We start from the raw sequence: 18,327 nt of genomic DNA on the forward strand, positions 1-18,327 counted from the left end.
TGCTGCGCAATAAAGTAGTGAAATGGCAAGAGCGCGCACAGGCGAGATGCCGAATGACCAGATTCTGCGCTGGGCGGCCGAGGTGGTTGGCGGGACGAGCGTCGTTTCGTCCGAGGGCCTGACCCGCGGCGAGCACCGCCCTTCGGGCACGTTCCGCCTGGGAATCGAAGGACCGGCGGCCCGGACCAGGGACGTGATCTTGAAGGTCCCTGTCCGGGGATGGATCGCCGCCGCGTGGGTGATCACGAACGCACGCGCGCTTCAGCTGGCCGAGACTCATGGCCTGGCCGCGCCGCGGCTGATCGCTGCGGATCTCGACGGGAAGGCGAGCGGAACCGTCGCCACCCTGGAGACCTTCCTGCCCGGCAGCGCCGGTCTCTCGCCGACGGTTTCGGTCGCCCGGCTCCGCGAAGCGGGAGCGGCCCTTGCCAGGGTCCACGCCTTCAGGCTGGTTCCGCAGGCCCACCTGCCATACCGGCCCCGGCCGTGCGCCGTCGACGACCGCGCCGATGAACGCTGGCGGGGCCTGATGCCGACCACACCTTTGCTGCAGCAGGCCGACGAGCGGGTCAGGTCGCACGGGATGCCGGCAGTCGCGTCGGTGTTCGTGCATGGTGACGCCTGGGGCGGCAACATGCTGTGGGAGGGTGACCGTTGCGTTGCGCTGATCGACTGGAATACAGCCGGAGCTGGTAATCCGGGCGTCGATCTCGGCAGCCTGCGGATGCAGCTGACCCTTCAGTACGGCCAGGACGCGCCGTCCCATGTGTTGGAGGGCTGGGAGCAGCAGGCGGGCCGGGAGGCAGTCGGCGTGCCCTACTGGGATGCCGTGGCCGCGCTGAACACGCCGACAGTGATGGACGGTTGGGCGGGATTCGCCGACGACGGTAGCCTCCTGGGCGCCGCTGCCGTCACCGAAAGGCGCGACGCTTTCCTTCGCACCGCTCTCAGTCAGTGGTCATAAAGTGGTCGCGCGTGCCGAAATCGACGCTGCTCTCCACGTGGGGGCCTGTAAGTAAGTGTTGGGAAAGGGGGTCATGTGGCGTTTGGGGGCTGCCATGGCCGTCTGCCCGGTGCCGGTGCGAGACGGCGGGTCATCAGCCCGATCATGGTCTATTCGACGAACGCCTCGGAGTGTTCGGGGAGGCGCTCGTAGTCGCGGGCCGGCCGGCGACAACGCATCAGCCAGAACAAGGTACGTTCCACCACCCACCGGCGGGGCAGCACCTCGAAGGTGGGCTTCTTGTCGGTCCGTTTCACGATCTCGACCACGATGCGCAGATACTGCTTCGCGAACCCGACCAACTTGCCGGCGTAGCCACCATCCGCCCATACCAGCACGATCGAGGGCATGCGCATCCGTGCCCGGTCCAGCACCAGCCGGCCACCATCACGATCCTGCAAACCTGCCGTGGTCACCAACACCACTACCAGCAGACCGAGGGTGTCCGTCACGACGTGACGCTTGCGCCCGTTGATCTTCTTGCCCGCGTCGTAACCACGAGACCCGGCCCCGACGGTGTCTGCGCCCTTGACCGACTGGGCATCCATGATCCCCGCACTGGCCATCGGGTCGCGTCCCTGCGCATCGCGCACCCGGTCGCGCAGCGCGTCGTGAATCCGGTCAGTGGTGCCATCGGCGGTCCACCGTTTGAAATACCAATACACCGTGTCCCACGGCGGAAGTCGTGCGGCAGCTGTCGCCACGAGCACCCAGTCCGGTCCACGTACAAGATCGCCTCCCCGATCCGGCGCCGCGCATGCTTCGCGGGCCGACCGCCGCGCTTGACCGACACCATCGACTCAATCAACGTCCACTGCTCGTCGGTCAGATCCGACGGGTAACGGGCTGGGGAAGTAGACCGCACGAATACACCATCGGTCACACAGGCACCACCAGCCACGACGCCACGCCGTCGCTTTCCCAACACCTACTTAGGCCTTGAAGGCCGCCGGCGGACTCGGCGGCGATTCGGGTGATCGTCAATAGAACGCGGAGAACCGTCCGGTCGGTGGGAGGAGCCGGGTCCCCAATAGACGTGGTCGTCCCATCGAGGGCAGCCTTGCCTTCATGAGCGCAAGCTCCTCATGGCCCTCGACCGTCAGCGTCGGCCCAGCGCTCTCAATCTCTTCGACATCTGGCCCTGGACGCCAACAGCAGAGCCTTCCAGATCGACGCGAACTTCGGTACGCCGACCGCGATGCTCGAGATGCTGGTCTGCCCGCACCTCGGCCAGATCGAGTTGGTCCCCGCGCTTCCTGTGCATGGGCAGCGCAAGGACGGGCTCACCGGAGTCGGGCCCGAAGGGGGTTCAGCGTCGATCTGTGGCGGCGCGAAGGCAAGGTGTCAGAGGTGGTGATCCACAGTGTCAGCGGCCTGACGACCAAGGTCGTTGCGCAGGGCAAGGCCCGCACCGTGCGACTTGCACGGGGCAGTTCCGCCACGCTCGGGTGGTCATGCACAAGGCAACATGGCTACTTGCTCGCGGCCCCGCGAGCAAGTAGTCACCTCAGCTCCGAAGCGATTCAGGAGGGGGTAGCTACGGCTGCGGGCGACTGCCAGTGGGTTCGCAGGATGGTTGGAGTGGTCTTGCAGGATCGTCAGAGATTCTGGGGTCGTCGGTGAAACCAGGACGAGGAGCTGATGATGGCAGATGAGTCTGCGAAGCAGTCGAAGGTACGGCGCCTGTTCTCGGGACCGAGGCGGTTGGTCGGGGTCGCGGTGCTGATCTGCGTGGTGGGCGGATCGGCAGGGTATGCAGTGGCCCGGTCGTCGCCGGCCTCGGATGCGGCCACCCCTCCGGCTGCCGCGGGACCGCAGGTGCCAGGCGGGGAAGGCGGATCGAACGCGCGCTCGGGTCCGGCCGCCGGCGGCTCAGTCGGTACCGTGAGCAACCTGTCCGGGACGTCGTTCACTCTGACGACGTCGGCGGGGGAGAAGGCGACGATCAACGAGAGTTCCTCGACGATCTACCTGAAAGGGTCCAGTTCGACGACTCAGGCCGCCGTGACGAACGGCGCATCGGTCTTGGTGCTGGGCACGACAAACAGTACGACGATCACTGCTGTGCAGGTTGTCGTCGATCCGGCGTCCGGGTCGGGATCGCCGGGCGGACAGGTCGTCCCGTTCCAGCGTGGGACGCAGAGCGCCGCGCAGCAGGTTGGTCAGATTCCGCAGGACTACAAAGAGGGCGACGGCACAGTCGTCAGCGGAACGACGGCGTACAAGGCGACCACGGCGGCGCTTGCCGCGTATCCGGGCGGTGTCGTCGACCGCGTCGTGCAGTTGAGCAGTGGTGAGTACGAAGTGCACAACATCGGCGTCAACTGGCCGCACCACATCTTCGTGAACCAGTCCTTCGAGGTCGTCGGCGCCGAGTGAGTTAAGGAGCCGTCCGTGAGCGGCGGAACGAGCTGATTGGACCAACTGGACCCCGCCGATGACCTCCGTCCATCTGTCGAGCAGGTCGTGGAGTGGTTCGGCCCGTCCCGCCTCATGCCCGGCCGAGGTGGCACCGCGAGTCGGAGGGGATCGAGCGCCGACTGCTGGTGAAGTGCCGGGTGGACTCGGAAATCTTGGAGAGGGCTCTGTAGGTGCCTTTTGCGGATCTTCGGAGTCGAGCAGGTTCGTCGAGGTTGGCGGTGGCGCGGAGTCGACGGATCTCTTGGTGTTGTACCGCGAGCCGGGCAGGGCCTGGGATTGGGTCCTGCCCGCTGTGCTGCCGTTGCCGGAGGCACGGATCGGTCTCGCGGTCCTTGGCTCAGGATTTCGAACCCGACAAGGCGATGCCTTCGACGATCTTGCGCTGGGCGAGCAGGAACACGAGCAACATCGGAACCGCGGCGATCGTGACCCCCGCCATCAGGGCGCCCCAGTCCGAGGTCAAGGCGCCCTTGAACTGGTTCACGACCAGCGGAAGGGTGAAGTTGCTCGTCGAGTTCAGGAAGATCAACGGGTAGAAGAAGGAGTTCCACTGGCCCAGGAAAAGGAAGATGCCGAGGGCAACCAGTGGAGTCCGCAGCAGCGGTAGGACGATCGTCACGAACGTGCGGATCCGGCCGGCTCCGTCGATGGCGGCGGCTTCCTCGAGTTCCAGCGGGATGCCCTTCACATACTGCCTCAGGAGGAAGACACCGAAGGCGTTGAAGAGTCCGGACGGGAGGATGAGTGCCCAGAGAGTGTCGAGCAGACCGATCCGTCCCATGATGATGTAGAGCGGGATGATGGTCAGCTGCGGCGGAACCATCATGGTGCAGAGGAAAGCGGTGAAGAGGATGCCCCGGCCGGCGAAGCGGATTCGGGCGAAGGCATATGCCGCCATCGCGCACGTCAGCAAGGAGATGACGGTGACGGACAGCGCGACGGTCACGCTGTTGGCGAAGGCGCGGACGAAGTCGACCTGGGCGAAGCCGGTGTCGTAGTTGCGGGTCGTCCAGTGCTCGGGGAGAAGGGACGGCGGGTACCGGAAGATCTCGTCCAGCGGTTTGAAGGACGCGAACAGCATCCACAGGAACGGGATCGCCATCAGCACCGAGGTGACCAGCAGGATGAGGTGCAGTTGGAGTTGCGTCCAGCGGATCGCTGTGCGGCGGGTTGGGTGCGATGTCGTGGTACTCATTCGGCGTAGTACACCCATCGACGTTGGGCCAGCAGTTGCAGGCCGGTGAGCAGGAGCAGGGAGACGAACAGGCTGACGGCCAACGCGGATGCCTGACCGAAAGAGTTCTGCTGGAACGCGATCTGCACGATCTCGTAGACGATCGTTCGCGCCGACGACGTGGCGTTCGTATCGAACATGACGTAGACGATGTCGAAGACCTGGAACGACGCGATGATCGACGTGATCGAGAGGAACAGGATCGTCGGCGAGAGCATCGGAATGGTCACTCGCCAGAACTTCTGCCACTCGTTCGCGCCGTCGATAGACGCGGCCTCGAGCAGCGTCCGCGGCACGTTCGACAGGCCGGCCATGAAGATGACGACCTGGTAGCCGAGTCCCTGCCAGATACCGACGACGACGAGCGAGAGAATGACCGTATGCGGGTTCTGCAGCCAGTCGGGTGCTGTGATGCCGACCGACCGCAGCGCGCTGTTGATCGGCGAGATCTGCGGATTGAACAGATACAGCCAGATCGCCGCGACGGCGACCGACGAGGTAACTTGCGGCGCGAAGAAGAGCAGGCGGTAGAAGCTCGTCATCCGGCCGGCCTTCTGCAGGAAGTAGGCGACGATCAGTCCGGAGACGAGCAGGCCCGGTACCTGTAGCGCCGTCAGCCACAGGGTGTTGCGCGCCGAGGCGGCCAGCTGGGGATCGGTGAACACGAACCGGTAGTTGTCCAGACCGGCCATGGACAGGGTGTTGAATCCGTCCCAGTTCGTGAACGATAGATAGAACGCGAACGCCATCGGCCCGACGACGAACACGATCAGCCCGGTCAACTGGGGAGCAAGGAATCCCATTGCCCAGCCGAAGTCTCGCAGCCGTGCTCGCCGGACCGCAGCGGGCTTCGGTGACGTCTGCACGGTGGTCGGGTCGGCTGACGCCTTGCTTGCCGTCAGCATCGAAGTCCGGCTGTTCATGCTTCTCCGTTGATCACGGCCGCAGTCCGCTCCGCGAACGTCTTGTAGTCGGACTTGTCGTGGAGCAGCTTGTCGATCGTGCCGGGCAGGGCGGCGTTGCCGTCGGGGTTCCTGGACAGGTAGAGCGGATGGTACGCCTTGGCCGCGATGTCGCTGTACCAGTGCCCGTGGGCCGGCGTCTTGGCGACGGCGACTGCGCCGTTCAGTGACTTGTCCTCGATCGTCGGTACGACGGCGCCCAGTTCGACGCGGTACTTCTGCCCACGGAGGCCACAGAAGTCGGCGACGAGTTGGCTGGCCGCGTCGGCGTTCTTCGACTTCGCGTTCACGCAGATCGCGCCGACCAGGATGCCGACCGGCGCGAAGTCCTTGCCGGACTTCGAGGGGAACGGTGCAACGTCGTACTCGAAGTTCTTCACCTGCTGAAGGTTCGGCGCGATCCAGCGGCCGTACTGGCAGGTGGCGAGCTGGCCGCTGTAGAAGAGGGCGTCGACGGCCTGGCCCTTCGGCAGCGTCCCGGCGTACACGAGATTCCCGTTCGCGAACTGGTCGAAGATCCATTTGAGCGCCGCCAGCGAGGCCGGGTCTGTCGCCCAGGTGCACTTCCCGGCGTCGTCGAAGGCCTGCCCGCCGAGTGCGGTGATCCAGCTGGTCCAGTACCACCAGTTGGTCTCGATCGCCATCGGCACCTTGCCGGTGGTCTTGAGCTTGGTGAGGATCTCGGTGGCAGCTTCCTGGTTCCAGTCGCCGGCCTCCTGCAACTGTGCCGGGTTCTGGGCGACCTTCGCCTGGTCCAACAGGTTCTGGTTGAACCAGAACGAGACCGGGTTGGCGTCTTGTGGGACGCCGAAGAACTGGCCGCTGTCGTTCTTACAGAACAGTGAGAGGTCGGGGTAGAACTTGTCCAGCGGGATCTTGGCGGTGTTCTTCTTCCACCAGTCGCTGTAGTTCGTGACCAGGCCGGCCTTCAGCGCCTGGCCCATGATCGAGTCGTCGGCGAGGAACACGTCCGGCGCCCGGCCGCCGATCAACTCGGTCCGCATCTTCGTGACGTAGTCACCAGTTACGTCCGTCAGATCGACCTTGATTCCGCTGTCCTTGGTGAACTGATCGAGGAATGTCTTGTAGGCCTTCGTGTTCGCCGCGCCAACGAAGGTCCCAAAGGTGACCGCCGCGGACTTCGACTGGTTCGAGCTGCAGCCGGACAGCGCAACCGCCGGTGCGCCGGCGGCTAGCGCACTGGCGAGGAGGAAGGAACGGCGGGATATCCCCGTTGCAGGGTTGGGCATGTCACACCTCGTTTGGAATTGCCTGCGTTTGAGTCGATGCCTGGGGCGGTTGGAGTTGCTGCTCTGCTGCCCCGATCGGGGAGTCGGCGCCGCGCCACGGTCATTGCCGTGCGGAGGTTGCCATTCACGCGGCTTCAGGAGATGCTTGACCTAGTTCAACACGAGTTGCATAGACTGTCAACGCATATTGCGCCGTGTTTCTCGCTCCTTCGACAGAGAGGAACCGCATGTCCAGCCCCTCCAGATCGCTCCCGGTCACGACCGTCACCGTCGGACAGCCGTACGTGTACGGCGACAACTCCGGCGACAACTGGATCGCCGCACTCGGTGCTGACGGGACGCTCTACCTGCCGGCGAACGACTCCGGCGGCTTCCGCCTGTGGGAGCGGGTGGCCGAGGCGCTCGACCTGACCGCCGAGGAAGCCGAGAAGCTCAAAGGTGTCCACGACGCCGTCTACGATCCCGACGAGATGGTCAAGCGGCATCTCGCCGAGGCCGAAGCGCGCGGTGTCGCCGGCTCTACGGTGGTCTTCAATACGCTGACAGGTGATGATCCCTACTCCCTGGTAGGGACGACGATCACGACGATGCCGGAGTACTACGCCCTCGACCAGCAGACCATCCGGGATGCGCAGTACTTCAAGGCGAACGGCCTCCTGCCAACCGAACAGTTGGGCGACGGCTGCACCTGGAAGTCGAGCGGCTGCACGTACGTCGACGGACGTCTGTACTGGGCATTGACCCGCAACGGGTACGGCGAGATGGCCGGCGACCTGCTGTCCCGCGAAACCCAGCAGAACACGACCATCATTGTGTCCGACGACGGGGGACAGACCTGGTCGCCGAAAGCCGAAGAGGCTCTCGCGCACCCGACATTCCCCGGCACAAGCTTCGCCGCCCCGTACTTCATCGACTACGGCGAGTCGGACGAGCGCCCGCACGGAGCCGAGCGCTATGTCTACGCGATGTCGAACAACGGCTTCTGGGACAACGGTGACTTCCTCGTCCTGGGCCGGGTGTCGCGCGAAAAGTTGGCCCGGCTGAACGGGGCGGACTGGGAGTTCCTCGTCGGCGAAGACGGCGCCGACGACGCGAACTGGGGACCGGATCCCTCGACGGCGCGACGCGTTCTGGAGCGTTGCGGCCGGCTAGGCCGGTCCGGCATCAACTACCTTGCGGATCGTGGTCGCTACCTGACGATCCGATGGCACTATCCGGCCGGCAGCGGCAAGGTCGATTGGCCCGAGTCGGTCGGCGTCACCGACGAGACGGTGTGGGACTTCTATGAGTCGCCGACGCCGTGGGGACCGTGGGTTCAATGCGGGGCCCACGCGTTCTTCCCGGCGGGGTACTACGTGCCCGCGATTCTGCCGCGATGGCAGTCGGCCGATCGCGTGTATGTGCTCACGGCAGGTGACTTCAGGAAGCCGGCTGAGCACTACAAGCTGACGGTCATACCGATCGAGCTCGGGTAGGAGCGACTGTGACAGCTATTCCAGGCGTACCGCCGATCGTGCTGCAGTCCAACCAGCCACCGGCGCGGTTCTATCGTGGAGGTGCCCGGATCGCTCGGTTCCGTGGCATGACGTCCACAGGCGATCGGGTGCCGGAGGATTGGATCGCCTCCACGACGAGCGTGCGCGGAGGGGACGGCGTCGGACAGACGGTCCTGCCGGACGGCCGGCTCCTTGCCGACGCGATCAGTGCGGATCCGATCTGGTGGCTGGGCCCGGATCACGTCGCGGAATTCGGTGCCGACAGCAAGCTCCTGCTGAAACTGCTGGACGCGGGCGAGCGTCTTCCGGTGCACGCGCATCCGAGTGGTGATTTCGCCCGCGCACATCTCGGCACCGCGCATGGCAAGGCTGAAGCCTGGTACATCCTGTCGCCCGGCGAGGTATACCTGGCCCTGAACACCGATCTCGAGGCTGCCCAGTTGCGCGAGTTGGTGGCTCGGCAGGATGCGGGCACACTGCTCGGCGCGATGCATCGGATTTCGGTCGACCGCGGTGATCGGGTCTTCGTGCCACCGGGTGTCCTGCATGCGATCGGTGCCGGAGTGTTCCTGGCCGAAGTCCAGGAGCCGGAGGATCTGTCGATCCTGCTGGAATGGCGCGGGTTCGCGATCGACGGATCCGTACAGGGGCACCTCGGTCTCGGATTCGAGCGAGCGCTCGAAGCAGTCGAGTGCCAGGCCCGATCGACGGAGCTGGTCGGCCGGCTGGTCCGGCGGGCGGGTGACGGTACGACGGGGCTCGGGCGCGAAGCCGAGGCGTACTTCCGGCTGGACGAGAAGGTGATCGACGGGTCTGGCACGATCGCCGCCGGCTTCGTGATCCTGCTCTGTCTCGAGGGTGCGCTCCGGATCGAAGGATCCACCGGGAGTACCGCAGTGCGACACGGGAGCACGGTCTTGCTGCCGGCCGCCTCCGATGTGCGTCGGGTCACTGGGAAAGGAACCGTGCTGGAAGCCCGTCCACCGCGGTCCGGCGACCTCAACGCGCGTTGATAATGTAGCGAAGCATCGATACCCAAGGAGCCTCCGTGGCGAATGTGATTGTTGTCGGTTCGGCGAACCAGGACTACGTGATGACGACCGACGCCCTGCCAGCGGCCGGCGAGACATTGCTCGCGAGGACGTTCCAGAAATTTCCCGGGGGCAAGGGGGCCAATCAAGCGGTAGCCTGCGCACGGCTCGGTGCCCAGGTCGGCTTCGTCGGCGCCGTCGGCGACGACGATGACGGCGCGTTGATGATCCGCGAACTCCGCTCGGAGGGGATCGACACCAGCGAGATCGAGATCACCACGAGCGAGCGGACGGGCATGGCCATGGTCTCGGTGCTGCCGGAGGGCGAGAACGCGATCACGGTGGTGCCAGGTGCGAACTTCACGCTAGCTCCCGAACGGGTCGCCCGGGCGGTCGAGCGGCTGATCACCGATGACAGTGTGGTTGTCGTCGTCGTGCAGGGCGAGATTCCGGTCGAGAGCATCGCGGCCTCCGTGGTCGCGGCGTCCAAGGCCGGCGCTCGAGCGGTCGTGAACCTCGCACCGTTCGTCGAGTTGCCTGCCGAAACCCTCCAGGCCGCAGATCCGTTGATTGTGAACGAGGTCGAGGCTGCCTTCCTGACCGGCTATGTCATCGACAGCAGTGCGCGTGCGCAAGAGGCGGCCGAAGACATCGCGCGACAGGCCAAGTCGGCGGTCATCACGTTGGGGGCCGCGGGGGCGAGTTGGGCCGTGGCAGGCGCGAGCGGCATCGTCCCTGGCCTGCCGGTCGCCGAGGTTGTCGACACGACCGGGGCGGGCGATGCGTTCATCGGGGCCATTGCGGCCATGTTCACCGAGGGACGCGAGCTCGAGAGTGCGGTTCGGGTCGGCGTCGAAGTCGGCGCTCTTGCCGTTGCCCGGGTCGGCGCGCAGGCGTCGTACCCGCTCCGGGAAGAGGTCCGGCAACTGGCTGGCTCTCGCCAGCGCGTGAAGTGATCCGGCGCGAATCATGAAGATCACCCGCTCCGACGTCGCACGCATGGCCGGCGTGTCTCCCGCCGTGGTCAGCTACGTGACCAACGGAGGTCCCCGGCCGGTGTCCACGTCGACGCGTGCTCGCGTCGAAGCAGCGATCGAGGCCCTCGGGTATCGTCCGAACGCACTGGCGAACGCGTTCCGCGACGGCCGCAGCACGTCCGTCGGGCTCCTCATTCCGAGTCCGCTGAATCCGTACTACGCCGAGATGGCGCAGGTCATCGAAACAGAGTTGCTCGCCCACGGATATCTGCTGTCGATGGGCATCAGCACCTTCAATCCGGAGCAGGACGAGGCTCACCTGAGGTCGTTCGAGGATCGGCGGATGGCGGGCCTCGTCATCGCCTCGGGTGCCTCGGTCACGTCCTCCGTCGCGCACCAGGAACGGAGCATCGGCCAGGTGGTCCTCGATGAAGTGCCCGGCCTGGGTATCCCTTCGGTCTACACCGACAACCACTACGACGCGGCCCGCGCTGTCGACCATCTCCAACTGCACGGACACAGCGTGATCGGGTGTATCGCCGGACCGGTCGGCTGGCGCGACTGCGAGGTCCGGGTCGATGCATGGCGCTCGCAACAGCAGTCAGCCGGCCTGCCCTCCGGCCGCGAACTCGTCACCCACGGGGACGTGAGCGAAGAGGGCGGCTCGATGGCTTTGCGCATCCTGCTCTCGGACGAGTCCTACCGCAGCTCACGCCGGCGGCAGAAGCCCACGGCGGTGTTCGTCAACAGCGATGTCCAGGCCTTCGGAGCCCTGCGCGCGTGCCACGAGCTCGGCATCAGGGTCCCCGACGACCTCGCGATCGTATCCTTCGACGGCGTTCGGCAGGGGTTGTTCAGCCAGCCGCGGCTGACCAGCATGCGCAGACCGCTGAAGGAAATGGTGCGAGCGGCGGTCAGCATCCTGCTCGGTGATCTCGAGGACCGGGCCGGCGAGCATCCGGTGTCGCCGGTGCATCGAGCCCTCCGCGGCAACATGCTCATCGGTGAGAGCTGCGGCTGCGTGCCTCCGATCACCTGGCATGGCGGGATGAGCTGACCGCGGCACCACCCGCTGCGCTTCACCAGTCTGACTCCCTCGACCCGTCGGGGAGGCCGCGAACTCGTCCTTGCAACACGCGTTGACGTACATGCAACTCGCGTTGATAATGAGATTTCCAACCCCGATCAACCGGGTCGCTCGCGAACTTCGACCGAAGGATCTGCTAGCTCATGCATGGTTCACTCAACTCCCATCACCTCCTCCGCGCGGAGCTTGACCAACGCCGGGAGAGTGGCTTCGAGATCTCTGAGGTCGAGCAACGGGTAGCGCGGCTCGGTGAAGTGGAGTCTCTCGACCGGGAGGAGGCCGAAGCTCTGCTGGGCGAGCTGGACAAGGCGAATCGCCGAGCTGGTTGGGAGTACGACGAGCCGGCGGAGCTGGCCGCGATCATGGCTGCCTCCCGTTGGCCGGTTGCGCAGGTGTCGTTGCCTCTCGACGAGGCGTACGAAGCGACCGTGAACCGTGCGTGGACCGGCCGAGTGGTCGGCAACATGCTCGGCAAGCCGGTCGAAGGCTGGCCGCGCGAAGACATCAAGGACCTCCTGGACGCGTACTCCGCGTGGCCCTTGTCGGACTACTTCCCGGCGCCGACGCGAACGCAGCCGGGTGTCCGTGAGTACATCGCCTGCTGGGTCGAGACGACGGCAGGCAAGATCGACGGATCGGCGCGGGACGACGACGTCGACTACACGATCCTGAACCTCCACGTTCTGCGGACCCGGGGCGCCGGCTTCGGGACCGACGACGTGGCGGCCGCATGGTTGTCGATGCTGCCGTTCCTGCAGACCTACACAGCTGAGCGGGTGGCGATCCGCAATCTCCTCCGCGGCGACGAGCCGTCGCGCGCGGCGCTGTGGCGCAATCCCTACCGGGAGTTCATCGGAGCCGCGATCCGCGCGGACGTCTTCGGCTACGTGAATCCGGGGGACCCGGGGAGCGCGGCCGAGCTGGCATACCGCGATGCCGTGCTGTCGCACGAGGCCAACGGCGTGTACGGCGAGATGTGGTGCGCCGCACTCGTCGCGTCGGCTTTCACCGCAGCGTCGGCCGAGGAGACCGTCGACAGCGCTCTCGCCGTGGTGCCGGCGCGTTCGCGGCTGTACGAAACGGTTGCGCGGGTGCGCGATTGGTGGGCCGCCGGGTTGAGCTGGGCCGACACGCGCGATCGCATCGAAACGGAGTACGGCCGGATCAGCTGGGTCCATATGCTGCCGAACGCCGCGGTACTGACAGCCGGCCTGCTTTACGGAGCCGGCGACTTCGACCGGACGATCGGTCTGACGGTCGCGGGAGGGCTCGATACCGACTCCAACGGCGCGACGGCCGGCTCGGTGGCCGGCATCCTGGCCGGATCGATCGACGATCGATGGACGGCGCCGTTGCACGATCTGGTACGCAGCGCGGTGTTCGGGTACGACGGCTCGTCCATCAGCGCGCTCGCCGGCCAAACGGTCGAAGTCGCCAGAGGAATCCGCCAGGGTTCCGCCGAGCCGGTGCAGCCGGACTCCGTCACCCCGCGGAACAACTGGTGACAGCGACTCCCGCACGCACCCACGCCGTTTCGAAGGGGCTCGCCACGGCGCTCCGCCCGGAATCAGGGCGAGTCTGTTGGCCGCCGCAGGGATCGCCTGCTCCGCGTTCGTGCTGTCGATATTCGTCAAGGAGAGCCGTCCCTTCAGTAGCGAAGAAACGTTCGGTCGTGCGCAACTCGGCCGCACAAGCACAGCTCGTACCAGAGGAGAGATCAGCATGAGCGACGCCATCGTCGTGGACGAATCCTTCGAACGGCACTGGTCCTTCAGCGCTGACCACGCCGCCTGGCGCTGGCACGGTGCCGGGCTTCACTTCCAGCGTCTCGACAGCGGGTCCGGCCAGCGCCTGGCCGAGCTCGACCTGCCGGCCGACCTGACCCGGTTGCTGGTGTTGTCGTTCGACATGGACACCCGCCTTGACGACGGCGCGATCGAGCGCTGGCCTCGACTCGAGGAGGCAGCGTTCTCGGACGCACCTGACCCGGAGACGGCCGAGCGACTGCGCCGTCGGGGCGTGGCGGTCTACGTGCCGAGGAACGAGGGGTTCTGGGGTCAGTCGGTCGCCGAGTTCGCTTTGGGGCTGACGATCGCCGGCCTGCGCCGGATTCCGCAGACCTACCACTCGATGCTGACGTCGCACGAGACCTGGCAGTACCTGCCCGAGCCGGGGAAGGGGCGGCCCGGCCGCCGTGCCGCGCAGTTCGGCGACGATCCCGCGTTCGCGTCCGGAACCGTCGCGGGCAAGCGGGTTCGGGTAGTTGGTCTCGGCAACATCGGTTCGAGGTTCGCGTCGTTCTGCTCGATGCTCGGAGCTGATGTCGCAGGGTGGGCGGCGACCGCTCCGGATCCGGTGTTCCATCGCTCGGGAGTCCGGCGGGAGTTCCGGCTGGAGGATTTGGTGGCCGACGCCGAGATCTTCGCGCCGATGGTTCCGCACCTCCCGGCCACCGAGGGACTGATCAGCGCGGATCTCGTCGATGCGCTGCCGGTAGGTTGTCTGGTGGTCTGTGTGACCCGGATGCAAGTGATCGACGCGAAGGCGTTGCGTCGTCGAGTGCTCGCCGACGAAATCGCTCTGGCGGCCGATGTCTTCGACATCGAACCGCTTCCTCTCGACGATCCGCTCCTCGGCCGGCACAACGTCGTCCACACGCCGCACAATGCCGGCCGGACGATCGACGCGAACCACGCGTTCGCGGATGAACTCCTGGACCAGTTCCGTTCGCTACGTCCGGCCGGCGCTCCGGTCCGGAAGGAGGTGCCGGCGTGGGGTTGACGGTAGCCGTTGCCGGCCTGAACTTCGGCGAACTGTGGGTTCCGCTCTATCAGCTCCATCCCGACGTCGATCGGGTGGTGCTGTGTGACGCGTCGGTGGAGACGCTCGAGCGGGTGGGTGCGTCGACCGGTATCGCGGACCGGGCACAGAGCCTTGACGACGTGCTTGCGGATCCTCGGATCGACGCCGTTCACCTGCTGACGCCACTCCAGCTCCACGCCGAGCAGACACTGGCGGCTCTGCATGCGGGGAAGCACTGTGCCGTGGCCGTCACGCCTGCTCTCGAGCTGGACCAGTTGCATCAGATCGTCAAAGCCCAGCAGGACACAGGTCTGAACTACATGATGATGGAGACGGGGGCCTACAGCGACCCCGTCGTCCACCTGCGTGCGGAGATCGACTCGGGTGCCTTCGGCAACGTCACGTTCGGCCGGGGCGAGCATCACCAGGATATGGAGGGCTGGCCAGGTTACTGGGTCGGCCTGCCTCCGATGTGGTACTCCATCCACGCCCTGGCCCCCCTCCTCGCGATTCTCGGCGCCCGGCCGGCAACAGTTCGCGCTCTCGGGTCGGGGAGGTTGCCGTCGGATCGTGAAGCGAAGTGGGGTAATCCCTACCCGCTGGAGACGGCGCTGTACGAACTCGAGGACAATCCGGTCACCCTCGAGGTCACCCGGTCGATGTTTCAGACCACTCGTAGTCCGATCGAGTCCTTCTCGGTCTGGGGCGATCGCCACGGCTTCGACTCCGGCCGTACCAACGACGAGACTGCACTCTTCTACTCCTGGGGTGCGCCTGGCCCGGGCGGCCGCGGGCGAACCGTGATCGCTGAGCCGTACTCTCCGCCGGAACTCTCGTGGACCGTGCCCGAGGAACTGCGGCCCACGCTGGCGTTGCCACAGAACTACAACGGCGCCTCGCCGCGGCTCGTGCACGAGTTCGTCCGCAGCATCGTCGAATCCCGGCGGCCGGCACTGGACGCGGTAGTCGCCGCGCAGTGGACGGCAGCCGGGTTCGCCGCCCACGAATCAGCCCTCCAAGGAGGAGCCGTCGTCGAAGTCCCCAGCTTCACTTGACGCGCCGAGCCGTGAGAACGTTCGGGCTAGTGGCTTGTGGCTGCAGAGGCCGCGAGATCGAGGGCGATGTCGATGATCATGTCCTCCTGGCCACCGACCAGTCGCCGCCGTCCGCACGCCATGAGGATGTCGCGGACATCCACACCGTACTGGCGGGAGGCGTTCTCGGCATGGCGCAGGAACGATGAATACACGCCGGCGTAGCCGAGGGTGAGCGTCTCACGGTCGACCCGCACGGGTCGGTCCTGAAGGGGACGGATGAGGTCATCGGCGGCGTCCTGGACCGCGAACAGGTCGCAACGATGCTCGAAGTCCGAGAGGTCGGCGACGGCGATAAAGGCCTCTAGTGGGCAGTTGCCTGCGCCGGCACCGTGACCAGCCAACGAGGCATCGACGCGGCGTACGCCGTTCTGCACCGCGACGACCGAGTTGGCGACGGACAGCGAGAGGTTCTCGTGCGCGTGGATACCGATCTCGGTGCCGGGCTCGAGGACATCGCGGTAGGCGCGTACGCGGGCGGTCACCTCGTCCATGGTGAGCCGGCCGCCGGAGTCGGTGACGTAGACGCAGTGCGCGCCGTAGGACTCCATCAACTTGGCCTGCTTGGCCAGCTCGCCGGGCGGTGCCATGTGGGAGAGCATCAGGAAGCCGGAGACGTCCATGCCGATCTCACGAGCCGCCTCGATGTGCTGGGCAGAGATGTCCGCTTCCGTGCAATGCGTGGCGATCCGCACCGAGCGGACCCCCAGGTCCCAGGCGGTCTCGAGTTCGTGGATGGTGCCGACCCCCGGCAACAGGAGCGTGGTGAGCCGGGCATGCCGGACCACGTCGGCCGCCGCCTCGATCCACTGCCAGTCGGGGTGAGACGCGGGTCCGTAGTTGACGGAGCTGCCCGCAAGGCCGTCACCGTGGGCGACCTCGATCGCGTCGACACCAGCTGCATCGAGGGCAGCGACGATCAGCCGAACGTTGGAAGGGGTCATCCGGTGACGGATGGCGTGCATGCCATCGCGGAGGGTGACGTCCTGGACGTAGATCGGAGTACTCACGCGATGGAGGCCTTTCCCCGAAGCTGTGTGGCGGAAAGGTAATCGGCAAGCTGATCGGCCACCTGTACGCCCGCGGAAGTCATGATGTCGAGGTTGCCGGCGTAGGCAGGCAGGTAGTGTGCGGCGCCCTCGACCTCAAGGAACACCGACACCTGTTGGGTCGGTCGGGGGGCGCCGCTGTGGAGCAACGTCTCGACTGGTTGGTCCGGGCTGATGTCTGTGATCTGCACCGTCTGCTTGAGTCGGTACCCGGGAACATAGGCGGCAACGGCGGCGACCATCGACTCGATACTGGCCCGGATCTGCTCCTGGACGGCGGAGTCCTCGGCCCGCACCAAGCAGAACACCGTGTCGCGCATGATCAGCGGCGGCTCAGCGGGATTGAGGACGATGATCGCCTTGCCCCGGGCAGCGCCACCGACGCTGACGATGGCGGCCGACGTGGTCTCGGTGAACTCGTCGATGTTGGCCCGGGTCCCGGGTCCCGCGGACTTCGAGGCGATGGACGCAACGATTTCGGCGTATTCCACGGGCACCACCCGGGCGACCGCAGCCACGACCGGAATCGTGGCTTGGCCCCCGCACGTCACCATATTGACGTTGGGTGCATCGAGGTGTTCCTCGAGGTTGACCGCCGGGATCACGTAAGGACCGATCGCGGCGGGCGTCAGGTCGATCAGGCGCCTGCCGTGCGCAGACAACAACTCGGCGTTGTGCTTGTGTGCTTTTGCCGACGTGGCGTCGAAGACGATCGCGATGTCGGCGAACCCGGGCAGGGCGATCAGCCCTGCAACGCCGTCTGCTGTCGTTGGCACACCCAAGCGATCTGCCCTCGCCAGGCCGTCCGACGCGGGGTCGATGCCCACCATCGCGCCCATCTCGAGGCGCTTGCTCGTTCGCATCACCTTGATCATCAGGTCGGTGCCGATGTTGCCGGAGCCGACGATGGCGACCTTGACCTTGGCCGGGGGGTCCTTGGGAGGAGTCACTGACTCACGCATCCTTGTCCGAGGTTTCGTTGCTGAACCGGACCGAGACGTCACCAAGGCCGGAGATCGTCGCGTTGGCTTCTGCTCCGGGCGCCACGGACCGCATCGGACCAAGTGCTCCGGAGAGGATGATCTGGCCTGCCCGCAAGGGTGCTCCCAGGTCGCGAGCCTGACGGGCAAGCCACTGAAGTGCCAGCAGGGGATCACCCATGCAGGCGGACCCGCTCCCCGTGGACAGGTCCTGGCCGGTGACCGTCATCGTCATCGACACCGTACTGGGGTCGAACGCGTCGAGGGTGCGCGGCTGGTTGCCGAGGACGAATGCCCCTGCGGAGGCGTTGTCGGCAACCGTGTCACCGAAGCTGATGTCCCAGTTCTGCACGCGGCTTCCGCAGATCTCCAACGCCGCCACCGCATACTCCACAGCAGCTCGCACCTGGCTCATGGACAGATCTCCGAACCCCAGGTCCGCCTTGAGCATGAATGCGACCTCGGCCTCGACGCGAGGCTGGAGCACCCGGTCGAAGGGGATGGTGTCGCCGTCGGCGTAGGCCATGTCGTCGAAGAGGACGCCGAAGTCCGGCTGGGCGACTCCCAGTTGCGCCTGTACCGCGGCAGAGGTGAGACCGATCTTGCGACCCACCACCTTGGCGCCGCCGGCGATGCGAAGGGCCACGACCTGCTGCTGGACGGCGTACGCCGCTGCACCGTCGTTGCGCCCGATCAGGTCGCGTATCGGCGCGCACGGACGGCCGGTCCGCGCAGAGTCGGCCAGGCGTTGTGCCGCCTTGGTCACCCGCACCGTGATGGGAGCTGTCGTGAGGTTCATGCTCACCAGATTCGCGCCCTTCTCTGCCCCGGTCAGGATGCGGTTCCGCCTGACGGCACATTTCCCTGTGTTGGGCGGTTCGGCGCAAGACAGTTGGGTTATGACCGCTCAAGAAGGGACTTGGACGGCAGCTGGAACCTGC

General features: G+C 66.1%; 16 protein-coding genes. 9 read left to right on the plus strand and 7 right to left on the minus strand.

Translation table 11 applies throughout. The annotated features are described in order from the left end of the window. Positions 1-22: 22 nt before the first annotated feature. Complete coding sequence (locus JOF29_RS12170; protein ID WP_209694299.1) at positions 23-964, plus strand: aminoglycoside phosphotransferase family protein; 942 nt, start codon at positions 23-25, stop codon at positions 962-964. Positions 965-1,113: 149 nt separating this feature from the next. On the opposite strand, the gene JOF29_RS12175 is transcribed toward JOF29_RS12170, so the two are convergent. Continuing rightward, positions 1,114-1,868, minus strand: a protein-coding gene (locus JOF29_RS12175; protein ID WP_209696099.1) for an IS5 family transposase whose coding sequence is annotated in 2 segments (ribosomal slippage) — positions 1,114-1,685 and positions 1,685-1,868 — 756 coding nt in all. Because the reading frame shifts where the segments join, the coding sequence is not laid out codon by codon here. Positions 1,869-2,887: 1,019 nt separating this feature from the next. On the opposite strand from JOF29_RS12175, the gene JOF29_RS12180 reads away from it, so the two are divergent. Then, positions 2,888-3,382 (plus strand): hypothetical protein, encoded by a 495-nt coding sequence (locus tag JOF29_RS12180; RefSeq protein WP_209694300.1) that lies wholly within the window; start codon positions 2,888-2,890, stop codon positions 3,380-3,382. Positions 3,383-3,761: 379 nt separating this feature from the next. Here the strand turns inward: JOF29_RS12180 and JOF29_RS12185 are convergent, their stop codons facing one another. The 3 genes from JOF29_RS12185 to JOF29_RS12195 are packed head-to-tail and all read right to left on the minus strand — an operon-like array spanning position 3,762 to position 6,870. Then, complete coding sequence (locus JOF29_RS12185; RefSeq protein WP_245357554.1) at positions 3,762-4,619, minus strand: carbohydrate ABC transporter permease; 858 nt, start codon at positions 4,617-4,619, stop codon at positions 3,762-3,764. Beyond that, positions 4,616-5,581 (minus strand): carbohydrate ABC transporter permease, encoded by a 966-nt coding sequence (locus tag JOF29_RS12190; protein ID WP_245357555.1) that lies wholly within the window; start codon positions 5,579-5,581, stop codon positions 4,616-4,618. The genes JOF29_RS12185 and JOF29_RS12190 overlap by 4 nt, the downstream gene beginning before the upstream one ends. Further along, positions 5,578-6,870, minus strand: a complete 1,293-nt coding sequence (locus JOF29_RS12195; protein ID WP_209694302.1) for an ABC transporter substrate-binding protein — start codon at positions 6,868-6,870, stop codon at positions 5,578-5,580. Before JOF29_RS12195 ends, JOF29_RS12190 begins: the two co-directional genes overlap by 4 nt. Positions 6,871-7,097: 227 nt before the next feature. Between JOF29_RS12195 and JOF29_RS12200 the strand changes: the two genes are divergently transcribed. The 7 genes from JOF29_RS12200 (at position 7,098) to JOF29_RS12230 (ending at position 15,318) form a co-directional block, all read left to right on the plus strand. After that, the gene (locus JOF29_RS12200) at positions 7,098-8,345 is read left to right on the plus strand and encodes a hypothetical protein (protein ID WP_209694303.1); all 1,248 of its coding nucleotides are present in this window, start codon (positions 7,098-7,100) and stop codon (positions 8,343-8,345) included. 8 nt (positions 8,346-8,353) lie between these two features. After that, positions 8,354-9,379, plus strand: a complete 1,026-nt coding sequence (locus tag JOF29_RS12205) for a class I mannose-6-phosphate isomerase (protein WP_209694304.1) — start codon at positions 8,354-8,356, stop codon at positions 9,377-9,379. A 35-nt stretch (positions 9,380-9,414) separates the two neighbouring features. Then, entirely contained in the window at positions 9,415-10,353 is a 939-nt protein-coding gene (locus JOF29_RS12210; protein ID WP_209694305.1) for a ribokinase, read from the plus strand. Positions 10,354-10,366: 13 nt separating this feature from the next. Beyond that, entirely contained in the window at positions 10,367-11,431 is a 1,065-nt protein-coding gene (locus JOF29_RS12215) for a LacI family DNA-binding transcriptional regulator (RefSeq protein WP_209694306.1), read from the plus strand. A gap of 173 nt (positions 11,432-11,604) precedes the next feature. Next, the gene (locus JOF29_RS12220) at positions 11,605-12,966 is read left to right on the plus strand and encodes an ADP-ribosylglycohydrolase family protein (RefSeq protein WP_209694307.1); all 1,362 of its coding nucleotides are present in this window, start codon (positions 11,605-11,607) and stop codon (positions 12,964-12,966) included. A 217-nt stretch (positions 12,967-13,183) separates the two neighbouring features. Next, positions 13,184-14,242 (plus strand): NAD(P)-dependent oxidoreductase, encoded by a 1,059-nt coding sequence (locus tag JOF29_RS12225; RefSeq protein ID WP_209694308.1) that lies wholly within the window; start codon positions 13,184-13,186, stop codon positions 14,240-14,242. Further along, complete coding sequence (locus JOF29_RS12230) at positions 14,233-15,318, plus strand: Gfo/Idh/MocA family protein (RefSeq protein WP_209694309.1); 1,086 nt, start codon at positions 14,233-14,235, stop codon at positions 15,316-15,318. Before JOF29_RS12225 ends, JOF29_RS12230 begins: the two co-directional genes overlap by 10 nt. 26 nt (positions 15,319-15,344) lie before the next feature. Here JOF29_RS12230 and dmpG read toward each other — a convergent pair whose 3' ends face one another. Genes dmpG through JOF29_RS12245 form a run of 3 tightly spaced genes read right to left on the minus strand, consistent with a single transcriptional unit; the run spans position 15,345 to position 18,185 of the window. Continuing rightward, a complete protein-coding gene (gene dmpG / locus JOF29_RS12235) occupies positions 15,345-16,367 on the minus strand; it encodes a 4-hydroxy-2-oxovalerate aldolase (RefSeq protein ID WP_209694310.1) in 1,023 nt (340 codons plus the stop codon). Continuing rightward, positions 16,364-17,356 (minus strand): acetaldehyde dehydrogenase (acetylating), encoded by a 993-nt coding sequence (locus JOF29_RS12240; RefSeq protein ID WP_307863277.1) that lies wholly within the window; start codon positions 17,354-17,356, stop codon positions 16,364-16,366. The genes dmpG and JOF29_RS12240 overlap by 4 nt, the downstream gene beginning before the upstream one ends. A 4-nt stretch (positions 17,357-17,360) precedes the next feature. After that, the gene (locus JOF29_RS12245) at positions 17,361-18,185 is read right to left on the minus strand and encodes a 2-keto-4-pentenoate hydratase (RefSeq protein ID WP_209694312.1); all 825 of its coding nucleotides are present in this window, start codon (positions 18,183-18,185) and stop codon (positions 17,361-17,363) included. Positions 18,186-18,327 lie beyond the last annotated feature (142 nt).

Source organism: Kribbella aluminosa, from assembly GCF_017876295.1.
Lineage (GTDB): Bacteria > Actinomycetota > Actinomycetes > Propionibacteriales > Kribbellaceae > Kribbella > Kribbella aluminosa.